This window comes from Leisingera sp. ABM4_103, assembly GCF_056158685.1.
In genome coordinates this window covers 1,156,503-1,177,102 of record NZ_JBSWTU010000005.1, presented here as the reverse complement: position 1 = coordinate 1,177,102, position 20,600 = coordinate 1,156,503, and the positions used below count along the sequence as shown (strand labels likewise).

Genomic DNA, 20,600 nt, shown 5'->3' with positions numbered 1-20,600 from the left:
GCCACGCACCAAGTTGTGTTAGAAGGCATCGACTGTCCTTAGTTTAATTGAGATGTCGTGAGACGGTGGTCAGAGGTCCATTGCAGACATCCGCAAACGCAGCGGTTGAGCGCACCGCGGCTAGCCTATTAAGCCTTCGCTCCGGGTTGAGCCGACAAATGCATGCAAGCCGCTGCCCTCCAGCGGAGGGAATAGCCAGCAGTAGGAGCAGGTGCTTGGGATCACGCTTTAGGAGGCGGAAGATGCGCTTCGGGCGCCGCGTAAGCCAGACCGGAATCATTTAAGACAACAGCCAGCTTTCCTGCTTTTTCAGCAATGGAAACCTTCCGCCATGGCTGCACCGCAAAAGACACTTCACAGGCCGCAGCCTTGCGGCAAGGGACGGGGCTGGAATGGCTGTGCCCGTCTACAGTTTCATGCTGTGCAACAGAAACTCCCTCAGACTGGTTTTCTGCTTCAGAGGTCAGGGGCGCAAAAAGTGCGGACAGCGCCAACACCAGTGCTAGCGTCAGCGATGTCCACAATTTCCCCGCTGTATGGCGCATCAAAACAGCTCCCTTTGCCTCCACTCTATCTAGCTAGCCAGCACATGACTGCAACTCAAGGATACGTTTTGATACATTTCCAGACCGGGATTCTCGGTAACCATCTGGCGTAGACTGCGGACGTGGGCAATTCTCAGATCGTGCCCTTGGGGGCTTTGGGTTTTCGGGGTTGCGGAGTCCATTTCTTCGCAAGCTGGCTAAACCGCTCGACTATCCTGTCGGCCTTAGCATCGTCAGGATCAAACGCGCCACCCGACCAGCGACCATGTCGTCATGTTGTTCGTGGACGGGATCGGCGAGGGCTTCGAGGAACTCCTCGTAGCCCCAGGCGCCGCCGACGTCCTCGGGCGGACAGGCACCGGTGGCCTTGAGGAGCCTTGGGTAGATCACGCCGGGGGTGGCATCGTTGACCCGCTCGATCCGGACGCTGTGGTCCCAGTCATCGCCGAAGTCATAGATATACTGGATCGTTCTGACGCCGGCCTGCGCGGCCCAGCCAATTTCCGATCTCAGGCTCCGGCCTTTTGGCTTCACGCCACTTAGCAATCTTCCGGCGTTCTTCCAAACTCAGGTGAGGGTAGCTGCGTTCCCTTCAATAGCCTCCATGCAAACATCTGCTTTACTACAGAATTTGCTCTTCGGATGTGAATCCACCTAAGCCAGCTTCTCTCCGAGGCGCGACTTTGAGGAGATCCGGCGGCGCTGGCTTTGCAGCCATTCTCCGAACCCGGCGACCAGCGGCGCAGTGCGGGTCTGCCGGGTCGACGGCCGCTGGCCGGGGCCCATGCCGCGGATCTAAGCCTCGATGCGGTAAAGCTCCGCAATCCGGCGCAGTCCCTCGGCGGCGATCTCCGAGCCGTCGCGGTCGAAGACTTCCTTCAGCTTCCTGCGGGCATGATGGCATGGATGCCCCCTCTCGCCCAACCGGCAACCGTTGGTGCAGGTTGAGAGGACTGATTGCGAGAGAGGAGATTGAAAATGACTGAACCAATCGCCCTTGTCGGGCTGGACATCGCCAAGTCCATTTTCCAGGTTCACGCGGCCGATCGGGAAGGCAAGCCGGTCTTGCGTCGCAGGCTCAAGCGCGACGAAGTCGAGCCGTTCTTCAAAGAACTGCCCTGTTGCCAGATCGGCCTGGAAGCCTGTCCGGGCAGTCACTACTGGGCTCGTACACTTCGGCGGCACGGTCATGAGGTAAGATTGTTGCCCGCGCAATATGTCCGGCCCTATGTGAAGACGAACAAGAACGATGCGGCGGATGCAGAGGCCATTTGCGAGGCAATGACCAGGCCCACGATGCGCTTCGTTCCGATCAAGGAGGAAGACCAACAGGAGATCCTGGTGCTGCACCGGGTTCGCGAGATGCTCATGCGCCAGCGGACCCAGCTGATCAACGGGATCCGCGGTCATCTCACGGAGTTCGGCATTGTCGGACCGCAGCGGGCGCACCGGGTGCAGCTCCTGATCAATGTCATTCGTGATGAGAACGATGGCCGCTTGCCGGGGGCTGCGCGGCAAGCATTGCTCTATCTGGTGGAGCAACTCGAGCAGGTTGCTAAGAAGCTCGAGGCGATCGACAAGGAGCTTGTCCTTCTTGCCCGTGAGAACGAGACCTGCCGCAGGCTCATGACAATCCCGGGCGTAGGGGTTGTCATTGCGACGGCAATGGTTGCCGCGACGCGAGACCCATCTGACTTCAAGTCGGGCCGACATTTTGCTGCCTGGCTCGGTTCGGTTCCCCGGCAGCATTCGACCGGCGGTGTAGAGCGCATGGGCGGGATCAGCAAACGTGGCAACGGGTATTTGCGCCGCCTGCTGATCCACGGCAGCTGGTCGATCATGCGTTGGCACAGCAAGACCTGGGTTTGGCTCGCCAAACTACGAGCCAGGCGCCCTGCCAATGTCGCAACGGTCGCCGTTGCCAACAAGACGGCCCGCGTGATCTGGGCGATGATGAAGTTTGGCGGTGTCTACGGCATTCCGATGCGCCAAGCGGCTTGATGATGAGACAAAATGAGGATTGCTGACGGCTGTCGGCAAGCCACCGCAGATACGAGGGACTTTCTGAACGAGATGGCACGACCGGGCGGACCGGGGTCGGCTGAACTCGTTGGGCGCATCGAGCTCCGAGCTCGCGCTGCGTGATTGGGACCCGACTCGCGGATTAACCATCAAGGCCGGCGGTGCGGGGCGCATCGCCATGACAGGCCGGATAGATGACCGCAGTCGCGGTGCGTGACTGACAACAGAAAAACTTTGCAAGAGCGGGGGCATCCATAGATGCGCCCAGCAATGCGCGACGGTGACCGGCGCGCCGCCTTTCCGCGAGGGGCGCGTCAGCCGGTTGTAGCCGGTATAGCCGTCCAGCTGCAGGATGCCATTGAAGCCCTGCAGGATCTGTTCCGCGTTCTGCCCGGCACGGCCCGGGGCATAGGTGAAGACCACGCCGGGCGGGTCATAGCCGCCCCATCCCCTGTCGTCCCGGGCCAGCGCCCAGAGATACCCGGTCTTTGTCCGGCCCCGGCCCGGGTCCAGAACCAGCGCTGTGGTCTCGTCCATGAACAGCTTGCCCGATCTTTTCAGGTGCTCGGCGAGTCGGTCGGCTACGGGACCGAGGTGGAAGGCGGCTGTCCCCACCCAATCAGCGAGCGTGCTGCGGTGAATATCGATCCCGGACCGCGCCAGGATCTGGCTCTGGCGGTATAAAGGCAGATGGTCCGAGAACTTGCTGACCAGCACATGCGCGATGGCGCCCTCGGTCGACAGGCCGCCCTCGATCAGATGCGCGGGGGCCGGTGCCTGGATGACACCCTAAGCGCAGGCGCGGCAGGCATACTTGGGCCGGACAGTGACGATGACACGGAGCTGCGCGGGAATAATATCCAGCCGCTCGGTGCGATCCTCGCCGATCCGGTGCATCTCGCCGCACCCGCATGGGCAGTCCAGGCTGGCCGGTTCGTTCACCTTCTCGATCCGCGGCAGATCCTTGGGCAGATTGCCCCGGTTGCGGCGGGCTGCCTTGCGCGGCGCCGGACCGGTGGACGTCTGCGCGTCCTGCTGCGTCTTGGCCTCGGCCACTGCTGTCTCGAGATCCTCGAAAGCCAGCTGCCGCTCGTCCTCGCTCAGCTTCTCCGACCGCCGGCCATGCACGGCCTGGTTCAGCTCGGCGACGAGATGCTCCAGGCGTTTGTTGGCCTCCCGAAGCGCATCCCGCTCGCGCAGCACTGCCAGAACGGCGTCACGCTGGTCTTCGGGAATGGCAGAAAGGTCGATGGGCGGGGCGCTGGACATGGCCGGACCATACCCTGATCCACCCCTCCGGGAGCAGGCTTTCCGCAGCCCGAGTCACTCTGCCTCAGCCGGGCGGCGCGCCTCCAGGGACCGCACCCGCCGCCAGTCCAGCCCGGCAAACAGCGCCTCGAATTGGGCGCGGTTCAGCGTCATCGCCCCGTCGCGGATCGCAGGCCAGGTGAACGTGCTGTCCTCCAGCCGATTGTATGCCATGACAAGCCCGCTGCCGTCCCAGAACAGGATCTTCATCCTGTCCGCCCGTTTGGCGCGGAACACAAAGACCGTGCCGGTGAAAGGATCTTCCGCCAGCGCTGACTGCACCAGCGCTGCCAGGCCGTCATGGCCTTTGCGGAAATCCACCGGCTTTGTCGCCACCAGTATCCGGACGCCCTGCGAGGGTATCAGCATGGCGTGACCCCGAGCGCATACACGATCTCTGCGATCCGGATTGCGGGCGTGCCGGGCGCCAGCTCAATCCTAGCTTCGCCGGAAACGATCCGGATCACCTCTGCTGAAGCGGCTATGTCCGGCGCAGGCTGCACCTCTGGAACATCGCAGACAACCAGCGGGGCGAAGACCGGTTCGTCCAGCTCCGCCGCTGGCAACACCAGCTTCCCCTGCTTCGCCAGTCGGCGCCAGGCCGACAGCTGGTTCGCTAAGACCCCATACCGCGCAGCCACACCATTCACCGTCGCGCCCGGTTCAAGCGTATCCGCCACCGCCCGGGCCTTGGCCTCATCCGGCCAGCGCCGGTGACCCGACGCGTAGATCTCGACGCCCAACGATTTGAGAAGATGGGGTGGATGCCGCTCTCCTCCGACGGCACCGCGATATGCCAAGCTTGTGGTGTTGTGACCAAACGCAGGAGAGGAGAAGGCATCCATGGAAAACGTTTCTATAATAGGCGTAGATCTCGCAAAAAACGTGTTTCAGTTGCACGGAGCTGCGGCTGACGGGGCGGTTGTGTTTCGTAAAAAGTTCACGCGCTCGCAGTTCATGCGGTTTATGGAGGCGCACCCTGGCTGCACGGTGGCTATGGAGGCCTGCCCTGGAGCGCATTTTTGGGCGCGGGAGTTAGAAAAGGTTGGCCATGTCGTCAAACTGATCTCACCGCAATATGTCATGCCGTATGTCAAGCGACAGAAGAACGATGCTGCCGACGCAGAAGCGATTGCCGAGGCTGCGACCCGGCCGCAAATGCGCTTTGTCGAACCGAAGACCGCGGAACAACAAGCGCGAGCCGTGGTGTTCCGCATCCGCCAGAAGGCAGTCGCGCAGAGAATAGAGTTAGTCAATTCGCTGCGCTTGCATCTTTACGAATTCGGTTACATCGCTCCGGTTGGATTGCAGCATCTTCCGAAATTGATCCAAGTCCTTGAGGACGAGACCAATGGCTTGCCTGTCGCCGCAAGGATCGCTTGTTGCAGCCTAATACAGCAGATCAAGAGCCTTGGAGCTCAGATCAGCGAGCTCGACGAACAGATCTCTGAAGTTTCGAAGAAAGGTCATCGCGCCAAACTCCTGCAAACCATGCGGGGAGTCGGCCCAATCACCGCTATGGCAATTGAGGCTTTCGCACCCCCGATGGAAACGTTTCGGCGTGGCCGCGACTTTGCCGCATGGCTCGGACTTGTTCCCCAACAGAATTCTTCGGGCGGCCGGGCGCGCTTAGGCAGGGTGTCCAAGGCCGGGCAGCACGATATCCGGCGATTGCTGGTGATCGGAGCAATGACCGCCATAGTCGGGGCATCCCGTAGGGGCATTTCTGAGGAAACGTGGCTCGGGAAATTGATGTCACGGAAACCGCGTATATTAGTCGCCATAGCGCTTGCGAACAAGATGGTTCGACAGATCTGGGCGATGCTGACGAAAGATGAAAACTACCGGGCTCCGGCTCTGGCTGAAGCATAAAGGCTGACGTCAGACTTTGGACGTCGGGGATGTGAGGAAGGCATGAGCTGAATGGACAACTGATCGACCGGATCGGGGCAGGGAAAACCATCGTAATTCGTAGGGTGTTCAGCCCGCTGAGAAGTGTTGGACCCGGCCCGCGAACCACCATCCCGGCCCGCGGCGCATGTGAGGAGCCGCAATCGGAGGCCTGACACAAGCGCGCACTCGATCACAGGTTCAGAAAGCCTCACGCGAGCCTTGCATTCTGAGCGGCATCCACACAAACGAATTTATAGCGCACATTGCGGAACGCACTCCCCACTGCGAGATGTGCAAGATTTCGCAGCACGGGAGAGGCGCTACAACGTGGGGCCGGGACACCGGTTACGGTTATCGTGGCCTGCGCGCGGAAGCTAATAACCGTTCTGAATGCGATGATGCGGGCCGGAACTTCCTATTTTGAAGCCGCCATCTGAAACACAGTTGCTACTCAGGAGTTGAAGCCTCCGGCTAATCCGGTGCCGTTCAGCACCGAGGTCGTGGGAGCGGCATAACGACGCTTCATCGCTGTGAAATTCGTTGCAAAATGTCGTAAATTTGAACCCAGATCAAAGCGAATTTGTTGAGCACATTCTATGATGGTTCCATCGAAAGTGGAGGCATATATGGCCAACGTAGAATTAACCACACATGTCAGAGCAAAGATCGCCGGGCGAGCCATGTCGGTATTTGGCGTCACCTTTTCTTTCCTGGCTATGCTGGTCAGCGGCGGGGTGTTGTATTTTGCTCCAAAGGGAAGGATTTCCAACGCGATCGACTGGCAGGTGCTGGGCTGGGGTCGACAGGGTTGGGACGACATTCACATCGTTCTGTCTACGCTCTTTGTCGGGTTTTCGCTGTGGCATATCGCCCTGCATCTTCGGACCTTCATAACCATGATCATGGGCAATAGGATGTGCCCGCAAGGGTATCGACTTGAAGCCGTGATCGGATTGGTGCTCGTGGTCGTGCTGGTCCTGTTGACAGTATTCGGGTTGCCCCCGGCAAGCTGGCTGTTGGACCTCAACGAATTCTTCAAGCATGAATATTGGGCGGACTAACCCCATATGAAAATCCCCGCGACGAGACCCGTCGCGGGGATCGTCTTTGTTCACCAGAATAACTCAGTTGTCGTCTTTGATCTAATGGGATTCACTGCCACGTGAATCTCTCTGTATGTAAAAATATGCTTCTTGCGGCGTGCCATGCGACGGCATTGGTACTGATTGTGGTATCGGTGCTGGCCGCAGGTTTCGCTCACGCTCACGTGGATGACGTCACGGTGGCTAGTTCTAGGGTTTCTGCCGTTACCTCCCTTCACGATGTTTCGTCCGAGGGGGTCCAGTATCCGCAAATGTGATGCCCGCGCATTGCGGGACGGTCGCATCCTGTCACACCCTGTTCTTCGGCAGCGCACAAAGCTCCACGATCGACCTTGGAGGCGTAAGCATCGTACCTGTCCCTCTGCAGTATTCGACGCCTCCGGCACTCGTTTTCGGTCTGTTTCGTCCTCCCCGGCACGGTTGAGTGCCTGCCGTTGATGCGGACCGCCAGACGGTTTGTTCAGCATAACTTCGTGCTGTCTCTTCATCAGCGCATTGCCCGTAATGCTTCGCCCTTTGCTGCGTCTACAGCTTCGAACGCGCATGAAAGGACCACAATCATGGAACCTCCCAAATCACTCCCCCGGGAACAGGTGACGCCGTCAGCGACGCAAGCCAACTCTTGTTGCTGCGGCGATGTCGGAACAGCAGAACCAGCGGCACAAACGCCCCTCGGCACCGACCAGCCCGCGCTCGAACCGGCGCGCCGGACAAGCGGCGGCGGCTCGCGCTGATTTTCTAGTGATCCGGAGCTCTGCTGCGCAAGGCTGACGCCCTACACCCTTCTTCAAGACGAAAAGGACCACTCCGATGAAAACTGCGACTCTCGCGACGGCTCTTGCCATTTCCCTATCCACCGCTCTAACCGCGGTCTCGGCAAATGCCGATACTGCGCGCGTCTACATTCCCGAAGGCCGCGCAGATGCGATCCGCATCGTCGATGCTGTCACGGGCCAGGATGTAGGCCGCATTGTAGGCACCGAAGCGGTGCACGGCCTCGCTGGCAGCTCGAATTCCCGCTACCTCGTTGCAGGCAGCTATATGGAAATTGACCGCGATGACGCCACCGAAATGTCAAAGCCCGCTGCTGTCAGTGACGACGAACACGCGGCACACCATTCCAAACCCAAGAAAGCACTTGGGCCGAGCGATGCCGGTGTCAGCCCTTTGTCGGTGATCGACGCCGCAACCGGTGATTTGCTTCGCAAAATCGAGGTGCCGGGTGCCGTGCACCATGTAGCGATTTCGCCGGACGGACGTTTTGCCGTATCCACCCACCCAAGTAGCGACGGGATATCCATTGCCGATCTCGACAGTTTCGAACTGGTTGCCTGGATTCCCACGGGCTCCATGCCGAACTACGCAGTCTTCGGTACTAATCCAAGCATCGTTTATATCTCGAATGCTGGGAACGGGACAGTCAGCGAGGTTGATCTCGAGCTCGGGATCGTTCGCCGGAACATGATCGCGGGCGAGGCGCCCGAGCATCTGACGATGAGCTCTGATGGCGGCATGCTCTTCGTGGCTGACGCAGACATCGGTCGGATCGTTGAGATCGATCTGTCAACCGGCCGGGACGTGCGAACATTTGAAATCGGCGGTGAAATCCACGGCCTGGATTTGTCCGAGGACCAGGCGCACCTGATGGTCGCCGCCAAGGAAACGGATAGGATCGTGTCGATTGACCTGCGATCCGGCAACATCGTCGACGCTGTTTTGTCCCCCGCGCCCTACCACCTGACGACGATCCCCGGGACGGGGTCGATCTTCGTGTCAAGCCGCGACGAGCCCAAGATCTGGATTGTCGACGGAAAAACGCTGACGGCAACCAAGGAGATCCCGATCGAAGGCGAGGGGCACCAGATGGTCGCACTGAGCAAGTAGACGTTCGCGACCCTTATTAGGTGAAAGGAGAACGATATGACTTTCCATGGCCAACCGACACTTCGCTTTCTCGGCGCGGCCGGTACCGTGACGGGCTCGCGTTACCTGGTCGAGTGGGCAAACCGCCGGATTCTGATCGATTGTGGGCTGTTCCAAGGATTCAAGCAATTGCGGCGGCGAAACCGGAAACCTTTTCAGGTACGGCCAGGCACGATCGACACCGTTCTTCTGACCCATGCGCATCTTGATCACTCCGGTTATCTGCCGGCGCTGATCCGTGCGGGATTTCGTGGCCGGGTGCTCTCAACCCCGGCCACGAAGGAGCTCTGCGGCCTGATCCTGCCCGACAGCGGGCATTTGCAGGAGGAAGAGGCGAAATACGCGCGGCGTAAGCAATATTCCGAGCACAAGAAGCCGATGCCTCTTTATACGCTGAAGGACGCGCAGGCGGCTCTGGAGCAGTTTGACACCGTCTCGTTCAACGAACGTATCGGCCTTGGCGATGGGATCAGTGCCGAGTTCATTCCCGCTGGCCACCTGCTGGGGGCAGCGCAGATACGACTGACCATAAATGGCACCACAGTGCATTTCAGCGGCGACCTGGGGCATGCCAAGGATCCGATGATGCGCGCGCCGGTGTCATTCGGTGGGGCCGATGTGCTGGTCTGTGAGTTGACCTACGGGAATCGCAAGCACCCCGACATCGACCCTGAGGCGGAATTGGCGCCTGTTTTGAAGCGGGTCTTTGCGCGGGGTGGTACGGTTCTGATCCCGTCTTTCGCTGTGGGCCGTGCGCAAGGGCTGATGTATCACGTCGCGCGGCTGATGAAGCGCGACGAAATTCCCTTCGTCCCGGTCTATCTCAACAGCCCGATGGCAGTGGATGCGACCGAAATCTATCACCGGCATCACGAAGAGCATCACGTCAGTTGGGAGGACTGCGTGAACATGTTCCGTGTCGCCAAACGGGTGAACAGCGTCGAGCAATCAAAGGAACTCAACACCCGACGAGGACCGATAATCATTATCTCAGCCAGCGGCATGCTCACCGGAGGACGCATCTTACACCATCTGGTCAGCTTTGGTGGTGATCGGCGCAATGCCATCATCCTCTCCGGGTTTCAGGCGGGCGGCACCCGGGGTGCCTCGCTGGCTGGCGGCGCACGCAACCTGCGCATCTTCGGGCAAGAACACCGGATAGAAGCCGAGGTCGTGCAACTCGAGACCTTCTCTGGGCATGCGGATGCCGATGAGATCCTGTCTTGGATGGGCGCCGCGGCACCGCCGCGCATGACCTATCTGACCCATGGCGAGCTGGAGGCCGCGGATACGCTTCGACGCCGGGTCGCGCATGAACTTGGCCGCAACGCGCGGGTGCCCGAGCATCTTGAGACCATCCGGCTGGACGCTCCGAAATGACAGAACGCCACAATATCCTGCCGCTTGTGCCGGCCGATATCGACACCTATCGGCAGCCGGTCGTCTACATGCGCGAGGACTGCCACGTCTGTCGTTCCGAAGGCTTTACCACGCAGACTCGTGTTGAGATCGAGGTCGACGACAAACGGATCATCGCGACGCTCAATGTGATCACCGGCGGCGATTGGTTGCCACCTGAAACCGCGGCACTCAGCAATACCGCATGGGAAGCGCTTGCCGTGCAACCGGGTTCTGTCGGCCGGTTTTCGCACCCTGAACCACTGGCATCAACCTCGGCGATCCGCACCAAAGTCTATGGCGGGCGGCTGGATGACGCCGCCTGCCGCGCGATCATCTCCGATACCATCCAAAGACGGCTCTCGGATCCGGACCTCGCCGCCTTCGTGACGTCCTGCGCCGGAGACCGGATGGATGAGGCTGAAACCATCGCGCTGACATTGGCCATGCGGGACGCGGGCGCACGGCTCGACTGGGGCAAGGGGCCCGTTCTCGACAAGCATTGTGTCGGAGGCCTTCCAGGCAACCGAACGACACCGATCGTCGTGGCGATCGTGGCGGCCGCGGGACACCTGATCCCGAAGACATCGAGCCGGGCCGTCACGTCGCCCGCGGGCACCGCCGACACGATGGAGGTTATGGCACCCGTCGCCTTGGACCAGGTCGCAATGCGAAGCGTCGTCGAGGCTGAGGGCGGCTGCATCGTCTGGGGCGGCGGACTGGACCTGAGCCCCGCCGATGACATGCTGATCCGGATCGAACGTCCGCTCGACTTCGACAGCGAAGGCCAGATGGTGGCCAGCATCCTGTCAAAGAAGGCAGCTGCGGGATCGAGCCACGCACTGATTGACCTGCCAGTTGGACCTACGGCGAAGGTGCGCACCGAAGCCGTAGCCAATACGCTTGCCGACAGGCTTCAGGCCGTCGCCACGGCACTGGGCAAAAGGGTTTCAATTCATAGAAGCGATGGCTCTGCCCCGGTGGGTTACGGGATCGGCCCGGCGCTTGAGGCGCATGACGTTCTTGCAGTGCTGAGGCGGAGTCCGCTGGCACCCGCCGATCTGCGCGAGCGTGCCCTCGATGTCGCGGGGGCCTTGCTGGATCTTGTCGGATCGGACGAGCGCCAATGGGCGGGCCAGCTGTTGGACAGTGGCAAGGCAGAGGCAAAATTCATGGCGATTTGTGCAGCGCAGGGCGGGTTCTCCGAACCGGGCAAAGCGCCACAAATCCAATTGGTCAAGGCAACTCGCACAGGACAAGTCACGGCAATCGACAACCGTCGCATCGCCAAGATTGCCAAACTCGCAGGCGCGCCCGGGCGCAAAAAATCGGGCGTTCCGCTGCGCGCGCGCGTGGGAGACACCGCCGAAATCGGTCAGCCTTTGTTCGAAGTACACGCAGACACACAAGGCGAGCTGACGTGGGCGCTGGAGTATGCCGCCAGTGGCGACAGCCCGTTCCGCGTGGAGGATGCGCCGTGACCCCCTTCATCCTGGCCTTTCCGGAAATGGCGGCCCTAGCCAAAGACCTTGCCAAGCAGATGGGTGCAGAAACAGCAGCCATTGACCTGCACCAATTCCCCGACGGGGAAAGCCTCGTGACCCTTCCAGACAACATGAAGCGCCGCGATGTCGTCCTGCTGGCCACGCTGCGCGACCCGGACCCGCTGGCACTGCCGTTGCGCTTTGCGGCGGCCACGGCGCGCGAACTGGGGGCCGCGCGCGTGGGGCTTGTGGCACCTTACCTCGCCTACATGCGTCAAGACAAACAGTTCGCGCCCGGTCAAGCCGTGACGGCGCCGCTGTTCGCGCAGTTTCTGGAGGACAGTTTTGACTGGCTTGTCACCGTCGATCCGCATCTGCACCGAATTCCGTCGCTTGACCAGGTCTTCGGCATTTCCGCAATCCACGTTCGATCCGCGCCGTTGATCGCCGCCTGGATTGCGCGGGAGGTGCCGGACGCGGTCATCCTGGGTCCCGACAGCGAAAGCCAGCAATGGGTGGCCGAGGTCGCTAGGATGGCGGGGTGCCCCTACGAGGTGCTGACCAAGGTGCGATCCGGCGACAGGCAGGTGGATGTCAGCGTGCCTAAAAGCGATGCATTGAAGCACGGCACGCCCGTTGTTTTGGACGACATCGCCTCGTCCGGGCGCACGATGATCCGCGCGATGGAGCATCTGACTGCGGCCGGAATGCGGTCGCCCATCTGCGTAATCATCCACGCTGTATTTTCGGGTAATGCCTACGAAGACATCCTTGCTGCCGGCGTCGCGCACGTGATCACGACGGATAGCATTCCGCATCACAGCAACGCCATATCGTTAACCGATCCGCTGGCTGCCAGCATCACTCATGCGATGTCTGCTAAGGTTGAATCACCAAACGGACAGACACTGTGACCCTAAACGAATTCTCGACGGAACTGAAAACATGAAAAATCACCAACACCATGCCGACGCCAAGCACAACGCCACCGTCTACGTCTGCCCGATGCATCCCGAGGTGCGTGAGAACGGGCCGGGCGATTGCCCCAAATGCGGCATGCATCTGGTGCCCGAGGGCGAAGCCGGCGAACACGCGCATCACGGCCACCATGCGCATGAGCATCACGGCCGCGCGGCGGCAGGCGGCGGCGGCTATGACACCGTGCCAGAAGGCTATTCCGGAGCGGTCTATACCTGTCCCATGCATGCCGAGGTGCGCCAGACGCATCCCGGCTCCTGCCCGATCTGCGGAATGGGGCTGGAACTGGAAAGCGCCGCCATGGCGGACGAAGGCCCGAACCCGGAGCTGGTCGATTTCACCCGCCGGTTCTGGGTCGGCACGGTTCTGACGATCCCGCTTCTGGTCTTCACCATGGGGCCCTATCTCGGATTTCCGGGCGTGCGCGACGTCTTTGGCGAACGTGCGACGCTCTGGATCGAACTGGTGCTGGGCACCCCGGTGGTCTGGTGGTGCGGCTGGCCCTTCATGGTGCGCGGCTGGAACTCGTTCCGGACGTGGAACCTGAACATGTTCTCGCTGATCTCGATGGGGGTTCTGGCCGCGTGGGCGTTTAGCGTCGTCGCTGTCCTGATGCCCGGTATCTTCCCGGACGGATTCCGCGATGCCGAGGGGCATGTCGGCGTCTACTTCGAGGCCGCGGCGGTCATCGTCACACTGGTGCTGCTGGGGCAAGTGATGGAACTGCGCGCCCGCGAAGGTACCGGCAAGGCGATCCGGGCACTGCTGGACCTGGCCGCAAAGACCGCGCGGATCATCCGCGATGATGGGAAAGAAGAAGAAATCCCGCTCGAAGACGTGCAGGTTGGCGACCGTCTGCGTGTACGCCCCGGAGACAAGGTACCTGTCGATGGCACCGTGATCGAAGGCCGGTCTTCGATCGACGAAAGCATGATCACGGGCGAGCCCATCCCCGTGGAAAAAGTTGCCGGCGAAATGGTCACGGGCGCCACCATCAATGGCACCGGATCGCTGGTGATCGAGGCGACGCGGGTGGGTGCCGACACGATGCTGAGCCAGATCGTGGAAATGGTGTCGAACGCTCAGCGCTCGCGCGCGCCGATCCAGAAATACGCCGACCAGGTGGCGGGGTTCTTCGTGCCGGCGGTGATCGCCATTGCCGTGCTGTCCTTCATCGGCTGGGCCCTCTGGGGGCCTGATCCGGCGCTGTCCTATGCCTTGATCGCGGCAGTGGCGGTGCTGATCATCGCCTGCCCCTGCGCGCTTGGACTGGCCACTCCGATGTCGATCATGACGGCGACGGGGCGCGGGGCGCAGGCCGGTGTGCTGATCAAGAACGCCGAGGCTCTGGAGCGGTTCGAGAAGGTCGACACGCTGATCGTCGACAAGACCGGCACCCTGACCATGGGCAAGCCGCGCTTGACCGCAGTTCTGCCCGAGGACGGGCATGACGAGGCCGATGTGCTGCGCCTTGCGGCGACTCTCGAGAAGGGCTCCGAACACCCGCTTGCCGAGGCCATCGTCGAGGGCGCCGGGGAACGCGGCGTGAAGATAGGCGATGCCACCGACTTCGAGGCGGTGACCGGCAAGGGCGTCAAGGGCAGGGTGGACGGCATGGCCGTGGCGCTTGGCAACCGCAAGCTGGTGGAGGATCTGGGGCTGGAAGCGGGCCATCTGGCCGACGCCGCCAACACCCGCCGCGACGAGGGCGAGACGGTGATGTTCGTGGTTGTCGATGGTGCCGTTGCAGGCCTTGTCTGTGTCTCAGACCCGGTGAAGGAAACCACGCCCGCCGCGCTTATGGCGCTGCACGAATTGGGGTTCCGGATCATCATGGCGACGGGCGACAATGAGCGCACCGCGAAAGCCGTGGCCGCGAGGCTTGGCATCGACGAGATCCGCGCCGATGTGCTGCCCGAGGACAAGGCGCGCATCATTAGGGAACTGCAGGATCAGGGGCGCAAGGTCGCCATGGCCGGCGACGGCGTGAATGACGCGCCCGCGCTGGCCCAGGCCGATGTCGGCATCGCCATGGGCACCGGCGCCGACGTGGCGATTGAAAGCGCCGGGATCACGCTGGTCAAGGGCAACCTCGACGGCATCGTCCGCGCCCGCAGGCTGGCCCGCGCGACGATGCGCAACATCCGCCAGAACCTGTTCTTCGCGCTGGTCTACAATGCCAGCGGCGTACCGGTCGCGGCGGGCGTCCTCTTTCCATTTTTTGGCATCCTGATCAGCCCGATGTTCGCCGCTTTCGCGATGAGTGCGTCCTCGATCTCGGTCGTCGTGAATTCGCTGAGGCTGCGCAGCGCGGGGATCTGACATGATGGGCCGAAGCATGACACGCGACAAACCGATCCCTCGGCCATTGCTGATCGTTGGATCAGCGATTGCGCTGACCACGGCGGCGGAGATTTTCTATCTCGTCGTTTGGGGCATGGTCCTGTTCCCGGCGGGCGGCTGGGCGGGCAAGGTAGTCTGGACGCTGACATGCGGTCTTGCGATGGGCGCGGTGATCGGAACGCTCACGCTGCTTTGGGTCGAACCTCGTTACACCGGCCAATCAGCGCTGCTGCGGGCGGCGCTTGTTGTCGTCGTCATCGGGTCTTACTGCGCTTGGCTGTGCAGTCGGATCGATATCCGCTTCGGCTATTTTGGCGGGGCAGAAAATCCTCCCTCTTCATCCTGTCAGGGGTCATCCCGGCCGTCCTTGGCGGGCTCTTCTATGGGTGGATCGTCGCAAAACCGAGCCAAAACGGGTGACAATATGCAGATACCGGAGAATACAAGCATGAGCGGCCCCGGCCACGAAAGCCACCGGCAGCGTGACCGGGCCGCACTTTATCGCGCCCATGACCGGAATTTCGCCGATTGGGCCGCCGGCGCCGGGGTGCTCGCCCACGACTGCCTGACCCAGGTGCGCGTTCACGACATGGTCGATGCGCTTCACCAGCGCGGAGCCATCCCCGACAAGGCTTCCGGCTACGCCATTCTCAGGGCTGCGGACCAGATCGCAAACGCCGCGATGTGGCTTGTTGTACACATGACCTATGCCTGCACCGTCCGCGCCGACGGACAGGCCCTTCGATCCGAGGATTTCAAGCCGAACCCCGACGGTCACACCGGAGGATCACTCAATATGGTCCCCGCCTATGTTGGCTACCTTGCAGCCAATGCGCTCAGCGGCACGACGCGGTCCTGGCTGATGGGCCAGGGGCACTGCGTCGCGGCGATCGACGCGGTAAACCTCATCGTCGACAACATGTCGGCAGCGCAGTCAGAGCGGTATTCCTTCTCCGACGACGGTCTGACCAGATTGGTCCGGGACTTCTACTCCTATGAGATCGGCGCCGGCGGGCGACCGGCGTCGCCGCTGGGAAGCCATGTCAATCCGCATACGGCGGGAGGTCTGATCGAGGGCGGGTATCTCGGATTTGCCGGACTTCTCTACGGGCACATGCCGGAGCCCGGAGAGCGCCTCGTCGCGTTCCTGAGCGACGGTGCATTCGAGGAACAGCGTGGCAGCGACTGGATGCCGCGCTGGTGGAGAGCGAGCGACACCGGACTGGTCGCCCCGATCATGATCGCGAACGGACGGCGGATCGACCAGCGCACCACAATGGCCCAGGTCGGGGGCGTCGATTGGTTTCGTCGCCATCTTCGCCTGAACGGCTTTGACCCGATTGACCTGGATGGCCGGGACCCTGCCGCCTTTGCCTGGGCGATCCTGGAGATGGAAGAGCGTCTCGGCGCCTGCGCGGCGGCGGTCCTGCGTGGCGAGCAATCCTATCCTGTTCCGCTGCACTACGGCATCGCCGAGACGATCAAGGGCTTCGGCTTTCCCGGCGCCGGCACGAATCGGGCGCATAATCTGCCCCTCAAAGGGAACCCGCGGGACGATGCTGGCGCACGCCAAACGTTCAACGAAGGGGCAACAAGACTCTGGGTGCCCGCGGACGAGCTGGCGACTGCTGTTCGGCAGCTGAACAACCATTCGGCAACCGGGCGCCCGAAAGAGCGCGACCATCCGCTGATCTCACGCAAACCTGTCACTGCCAACCTGCCGGAGCCGCCATGGTTGGCTGCCGCAGAAGGCGAGCCCGGCCTCGCCGATGGCGGGGATTGACCAGCATTTCCGATCCATCGTCATGGAAAATCCCAAACTTCGCGTGCGTGCCGGCAACCCTGACGAGATGCGGAGCAACCGGATGAAAACGACCCTCGACCAGCTGAAGCACCGCGTGACCGCGCCCGAGCCGGGGCTGGCGGAGTCGGTCAGCGGCTCGGTCATCACCGCTCTCAACGAAGAAGCGGTGGTCTGCTCGGTTCTCGCGAACAAGGGTGGCCTGAACGTCGCGGTATCTTACGAAGCTTTCGCGACGAAGATGCTCGGGGCGCTGCGCCAGGACCTGATCTTCACGCGGCACATGATCGATGCGGGGCGCGAGCCCTACTGGTTGGGCGTGCCGCTGATCGCCACGTCACATGCCTGGGAGAACGGCAAGAACGAGTTGTCGCACCAGGACACGACGGTGGCCGAGACGATGTGGGGCGAGATGTCCGATCTTTCCCGCGTCGTCTTTCCCGTCGACTGGAACAGCGCGGCAGCCTGCCTTGACGCGGTCTACCGTTCGCGCGGCGCGATCTGGACGATGATCGTTCCCAAGCGCGAGGTCCCGAACCGGCTCTCTCCCAAGCTGGCGAGAATGGCACTGAAGGACGGTGCCGTCTGCCTTCGTGATCTGGGTGAGGACGCGCCAGAACTGCTTCTTGTCGCGACAGGCGCATACCAGCTTTCAGAGGCCTTGCGAGCCTCCTCCCGCCTGGCCGAACGTGGCGTGAGGCACCGGGTCATCCTGGTGCTCGAGCCAGGCCGGTTCCGCCTCCCGCGGGACGGCCGCGAAAAGGAACACTTGGCCTCGAAAATCGTGGTCGACACGTTGTTTCCTGAAACCGTCAAGGCACGGGTCTTCCTGTCCCACACCCGACCGGAGCCGTTCTGCGGTCTCGTCCGTCCGCTCGATACCGGCCCGCGCACGTCCAGGTTCCTCGGGTTTTGCGGCCGTGGCGGCACCCTCGACACGAACGGCATGCTCTTCGCCAACCGGTCGACCTGGGCGCACGTCATCACGGCAGCCGCAGATGTTTTGGGCCGTCACGCCGAGGAATTTCTGACGAGTTTCGAACTCGACACGGTGAATGGCCGCCGCCCGCCGAAACATGCTCTCTTTGAGAGGGCCGACTCATGATCCTTGCCGCCTATGCGGCCCTCGCGGTCCTCGGTGTCTTTCTGTTTGAACGCGCCTACCTGTCGCGTTGGCTGGCGCCGCAAGATGGGTCAGCCCACAGTTGACGGATCATGTCACACAATCGGTTCGCGATGGGCGGCGTGCTGGCCTAGCAATGCTAGTCAGTATTGCTCTGGGTATGGTGGCCGCGAATTCGCCGCTGGCGGATACCTACGCGCTTATTCACCATCTGCCTCTGCGAGTGGGACCGGTCGCATGGGCAATCGAAGCCCCCCTGGTCGAGTGGATCAATCAGGGCCTTCTGACGGTCTTCTTCTTTCTGATTGGCATCCACACAAATCATGAGCTGAGCCGAGGTGCACTGTCCGAACCCGGCGCGGCCGTACTTCCGGCAAGTGCGGCACTCGGCGGCATGATTGTGCCGGCAGCCATCTATCTTGGAGTCAATGTCGGAGATATTGTCGCCCTTCGTGGGTGGGCGATCCCGATCGCAACGGATATCGTGCTGGTCCTTGGTGTCCTTTCGCTTGTTTCAAGGCAGGTGGCACCCGCGATCATCGCCTTTGCGACGGCTGCAGCGATATTCGACGACCTCGGGTCAGTGGCTGTCATCGCATTGTGCTACGGAGAGTTCGATCAGCTTTGGCCGCTTTGGATCGTGGTTGGCGGCCTGGCAGGTCTGCTTCTGCTCAATCGAACCCGAAAAGCCTCGCTGGTGCCTTACCTTGCCTTCGGCTGCGTTCTCTGGGCAGGACTGATCATAACCGGCCTCGAAGGAGCCGTTGCAGGTGCTATAGTCGGGTTTTCCCTGCCGCTTTCGGCGTTTCCGCCAAAAGCGGCCGCGCGCGCCGAGCGGCGCATTTCGCCGTTTGCTCTGTTCTTTGTCGTGCCGCTCTTCACCTTCTTCAACGGCGGCGTCGTGCTGGATTTTGTTTCCGCTGACCCACAGGCATGGTCTGTCGCAATCGGCATTGCGATTGCCTTAATTGTCGGAAAGCCTTTGGGAATTCTCGGCGGAACACTTCTGGCGCTTCGCCTGCGCATCGGAACACTTCCTCCCGACACTTCGCTGCGGGATGTTTTCGGGGTGGCACTTCTGGCTGGTGTCGGATTCACCATGAGCTTGTTCATCGTCGGCGCGGCATTCGATCCAACCCCGATTGCTGCAACGGCAAAGCTCGCGGTCGTGAGCGGTTCGGCTGTCGCCGCCTTGCTCGGCATCGTCGCTTTCAAAACACGCCGATCAGTCGGACAATAGAGAAGGTTAGCGCACTCCTAGTCCTCTGGTTCCATGCAGGGCTGCCAGTCCCACAGGCGGTTCATCGTCGCAAACAGGAAGGACGCAGACCAGGCGATCAGCAAGAGCCCGTTTAGCGCCTCGACACCGGTGAGAAACCGCAGATGCCCGCTTGGAACGATGTCACCGATTCCGAGCGATGTGTAGGTGACGGCCGAGAAGTAGAGGTAGTCGAGCGGGTGTGCCATTGCAGCCCCTTCGAAGCCACCGATCCCGAACACGGTCTCCGCAATCCAGAAGCCGCCCGCAAAGAGCCCGATCTGCAACAGATGGGTGAGAAACAACAGACTCACGATGGAAAGCACCCGCATATGCGGCCGCATGGGAACGGATGCCATGGGGCCTGAGCAGAGGCGCAGGGACATCAGATGCAAATACGCCGTAGCGACAAATAGGGCGACGGATATGGCTATCGAAACCAGCAATTTACGATCCCTCTTTTGATCTTGTCAACGCAAGAATGGGTTATGTTCGGATGCGCCAAGACAGACTAGCGAACTGTCCGGATTGCCGGGACGACTTCAATCCCTGCTGAGAGGGCCGAGAACCGTTCGCTCCAAAACTTGACCACCGGACAAAATGCCAGACAAACCGTTCGCAATGCGGATCGAGCCGAAACTGTGGTGACGCCCTACCAGAAGATTGCTACCGTAGAAAAAGCCGCGCAAACACTAATGTCGAGATCTGATCAGTGTGCCTGTCCCAAGAAGTCAGCTTTGCAGCCAGCGCCTTTCTGGTCGCGGGTGGAACCTATGCAGTCACGCGGGCCTGGGCAATCAATCGCCGGTATTTGCCCGTTTCCCTGATGCCGGTCTTCGCGGGTCTGCAGCAGTTCATGGAAGGCAACGTTTGGTGGGGGGTGAACTCCGGCGACCCGGCCACCACGCTTCTGGGCGCGCTGGGATTCATCTTCTTTACCTGGTTCATGTGGCCCTTCTGGATCCCGCTCGCATCCTGGGTTTTGGAGCCCCCCGACAGTCGGCGTCGGCCCTTGATGGCGGTGATGTCAGTGGCCGGCCTTGCGTTCGGGCTGGCCCTTTACGTACCGCACCTGGCCAATCCGGATTGGGTTGAGGTCACGGTGAACCAGGATTTGCTGGCCTATGAAGGCACGATGATCCTAGATTACCTGATGCCGCGCTGGATGACCTACGTGATCTATCTGGCCTTGATCATCCTGCCGCCAGCGATATCGACCTACTACCACATGCGCTGGTTCGCGCTGACCATCGTCGGGGTGGTCGTGGCCGACATCCTGTTCCTGCGCTACGCCTATATTTCGTTCTTCTGTCTGCTGGCCGGTCTTGGCACCCTTCACTTGATCTATATCATTGCGCGAAACAAATGCGCACGCGAATGTCCTGTCCTGTTTGCTTGAACGGCCAACCATCCGCGTGAGG

Annotated in this window: 17 protein-coding genes and 3 pseudogenes; 12 read left to right on the top strand and 8 right to left on the bottom strand. The window is 61.4% G+C overall.

What is annotated here, in order from left to right; genetic code table 11:
• Nucleotides 1–221: 221 nt before the first annotated feature.
• The 4 genes and pseudogenes from ACXAED_RS07200 to ACXAED_RS07185 form a co-directional block, all read right to left on the bottom strand.
• The gene (locus ACXAED_RS07200; RefSeq protein WP_475048229.1) at nt 222–545 is read right to left on the bottom strand and encodes a hypothetical protein; all 324 of its coding nucleotides are present in this window, start codon (nt 543–545) and stop codon (nt 222–224) included.
• 210 nt (nt 546–755) lie between these two features.
• Nucleotides 756–1,004 (bottom strand): plasmid pRiA4b ORF-3 family protein, encoded by a 249-nt coding sequence (locus ACXAED_RS07195; protein ID WP_475053044.1) that lies wholly within the window; start codon nt 1,002–1,004, stop codon nt 756–758.
• A gap of 28 nt (nt 1,005–1,032) precedes the next feature.
• Nucleotides 1,033–1,116 (bottom strand): annotated as a pseudogene (locus tag ACXAED_RS07190) (hypothetical protein); the annotation flags it as partial.
• Between the two features lie 89 nt (nt 1,117–1,205).
• Nucleotides 1,206–1,454: pseudogene (locus ACXAED_RS07185) on the bottom strand (IS66 family transposase); the annotation flags it as partial.
• A 69-nt stretch (nt 1,455–1,523) separates the two neighbouring features.
• Here ACXAED_RS07185 and ACXAED_RS07180 point away from each other — a divergent pair.
• Nucleotides 1,524–2,546, top strand: a complete 1,023-nt coding sequence (locus tag ACXAED_RS07180) for an IS110 family RNA-guided transposase (protein ID WP_475048228.1) — start codon at nt 1,524–1,526, stop codon at nt 2,544–2,546.
• A 279-nt stretch (nt 2,547–2,825) separates the two neighbouring features.
• Here ACXAED_RS07180 and tnpC read toward each other — a convergent pair.
• From tnpC to tnpA, 3 genes and pseudogenes are all read right to left on the bottom strand, one after another.
• A pseudogene (gene tnpC / locus ACXAED_RS07175) lies at nt 2,826–3,836 on the bottom strand (IS66 family transposase); the annotation flags it as partial.
• Nucleotides 3,837–3,890: 54 nt separating this feature from the next.
• Nucleotides 3,891–4,244, bottom strand: coding sequence for an IS66 family insertion sequence element accessory protein TnpB (tnpB, locus tag ACXAED_RS07170; protein WP_475048227.1), 354 nt, complete (start codon nt 4,242–4,244; stop codon nt 3,891–3,893).
• Nucleotides 4,238–4,720, bottom strand: a complete 483-nt coding sequence (gene tnpA, locus ACXAED_RS07165) for an IS66-like element accessory protein TnpA (protein ID WP_475048225.1) — start codon at nt 4,718–4,720, stop codon at nt 4,238–4,240. Before tnpA ends, tnpB begins: the two co-directional genes overlap by 7 nt.
• Here tnpA and ACXAED_RS07160 point away from each other — a divergent pair.
• The 10 genes from ACXAED_RS07160 (at nt 4,719) to nhaA (ending at nt 19,161) form a co-directional block, all read left to right on the top strand.
• Nucleotides 4,719–5,747: an IS110 family RNA-guided transposase gene (locus ACXAED_RS07160; RefSeq protein ID WP_475048223.1), complete on the top strand. Its 1,029-nt coding sequence runs from the start codon at nt 4,719–4,721 to the stop codon at nt 5,745–5,747. The two genes, tnpA and ACXAED_RS07160, sit on opposite strands and share 2 nt — an antisense overlap.
• A gap of 647 nt (nt 5,748–6,394) precedes the next feature.
• Nucleotides 6,395–6,829 carry a DUF4405 domain-containing protein gene (locus tag ACXAED_RS07155; protein WP_475048221.1) on the top strand — a complete coding sequence of 145 codons (435 nt, stop codon included), beginning with the start codon at nt 6,395–6,397 and terminating at the stop codon, nt 6,827–6,829.
• 852 nt (nt 6,830–7,681) lie between these two features.
• The gene (locus ACXAED_RS07150) at nt 7,682–8,755 is read left to right on the top strand and encodes a YVTN family beta-propeller repeat protein (RefSeq protein WP_475048219.1); all 1,074 of its coding nucleotides are present in this window, start codon (nt 7,682–7,684) and stop codon (nt 8,753–8,755) included.
• 36 nt (nt 8,756–8,791) lie between these two features.
• Nucleotides 8,792–10,174 (top strand): MBL fold metallo-hydrolase RNA specificity domain-containing protein, encoded by a 1,383-nt coding sequence (locus ACXAED_RS07145; protein WP_475048216.1) that lies wholly within the window; start codon nt 8,792–8,794, stop codon nt 10,172–10,174.
• A complete protein-coding gene (locus tag ACXAED_RS07140; protein ID WP_475048215.1) occupies nt 10,171–11,673 on the top strand; it encodes a thymidine phosphorylase family protein in 1,503 nt (500 codons plus the stop codon). The genes ACXAED_RS07145 and ACXAED_RS07140 overlap by 4 nt, the downstream gene beginning before the upstream one ends.
• Entirely contained in the window at nt 11,670–12,590 is a 921-nt protein-coding gene (locus ACXAED_RS07135; RefSeq protein WP_475048214.1) for a ribose-phosphate pyrophosphokinase, read from the top strand. Before ACXAED_RS07140 ends, ACXAED_RS07135 begins: the two co-directional genes overlap by 4 nt.
• A 31-nt stretch (nt 12,591–12,621) precedes the next feature.
• Nucleotides 12,622–14,976: a copper-transporting P-type ATPase gene (locus tag ACXAED_RS07130; protein WP_475048211.1), complete on the top strand. Its 2,355-nt coding sequence runs from the start codon at nt 12,622–12,624 to the stop codon at nt 14,974–14,976.
• Nucleotides 14,977–14,992: 16 nt separating this feature from the next.
• Nucleotides 14,993–16,780 carry a phosphoketolase family protein gene (locus ACXAED_RS07125; protein ID WP_475048209.1) on the top strand — a complete coding sequence of 596 codons (1,788 nt, stop codon included), beginning with the start codon at nt 14,993–14,995 and terminating at the stop codon, nt 16,778–16,780.
• On the top strand, nt 16,767–17,903 hold the full coding sequence (locus ACXAED_RS07120; RefSeq protein WP_475048208.1) for a hypothetical protein: 1,137 nt from the start codon (nt 16,767–16,769) through the stop codon (nt 17,901–17,903). The genes ACXAED_RS07125 and ACXAED_RS07120 overlap by 14 nt, the downstream gene beginning before the upstream one ends.
• 67 nt (nt 17,904–17,970) lie before the next feature.
• On the top strand, nt 17,971–19,161 hold the full coding sequence (nhaA, locus tag ACXAED_RS07115) for a Na+/H+ antiporter NhaA (RefSeq protein ID WP_475048207.1): 1,191 nt from the start codon (nt 17,971–17,973) through the stop codon (nt 19,159–19,161).
• A 17-nt stretch (nt 19,162–19,178) separates the two neighbouring features.
• Here the strand turns inward: nhaA and ACXAED_RS07110 are convergent, their stop codons facing one another.
• Nucleotides 19,179–19,493, bottom strand: coding sequence for an ion channel (locus ACXAED_RS07110; protein WP_475048205.1), 315 nt, complete (start codon nt 19,491–19,493; stop codon nt 19,179–19,181).
• A gap of 398 nt (nt 19,494–19,891) precedes the next feature.
• On the opposite strand from ACXAED_RS07110, the gene ACXAED_RS07105 reads away from it, so the two are divergent.
• Nucleotides 19,892–20,578 (top strand): DUF6629 family protein, encoded by a 687-nt coding sequence (locus ACXAED_RS07105; RefSeq protein WP_475048203.1) that lies wholly within the window; start codon nt 19,892–19,894, stop codon nt 20,576–20,578.
• Nucleotides 20,579–20,600: the final 22 nt, after the last annotated feature.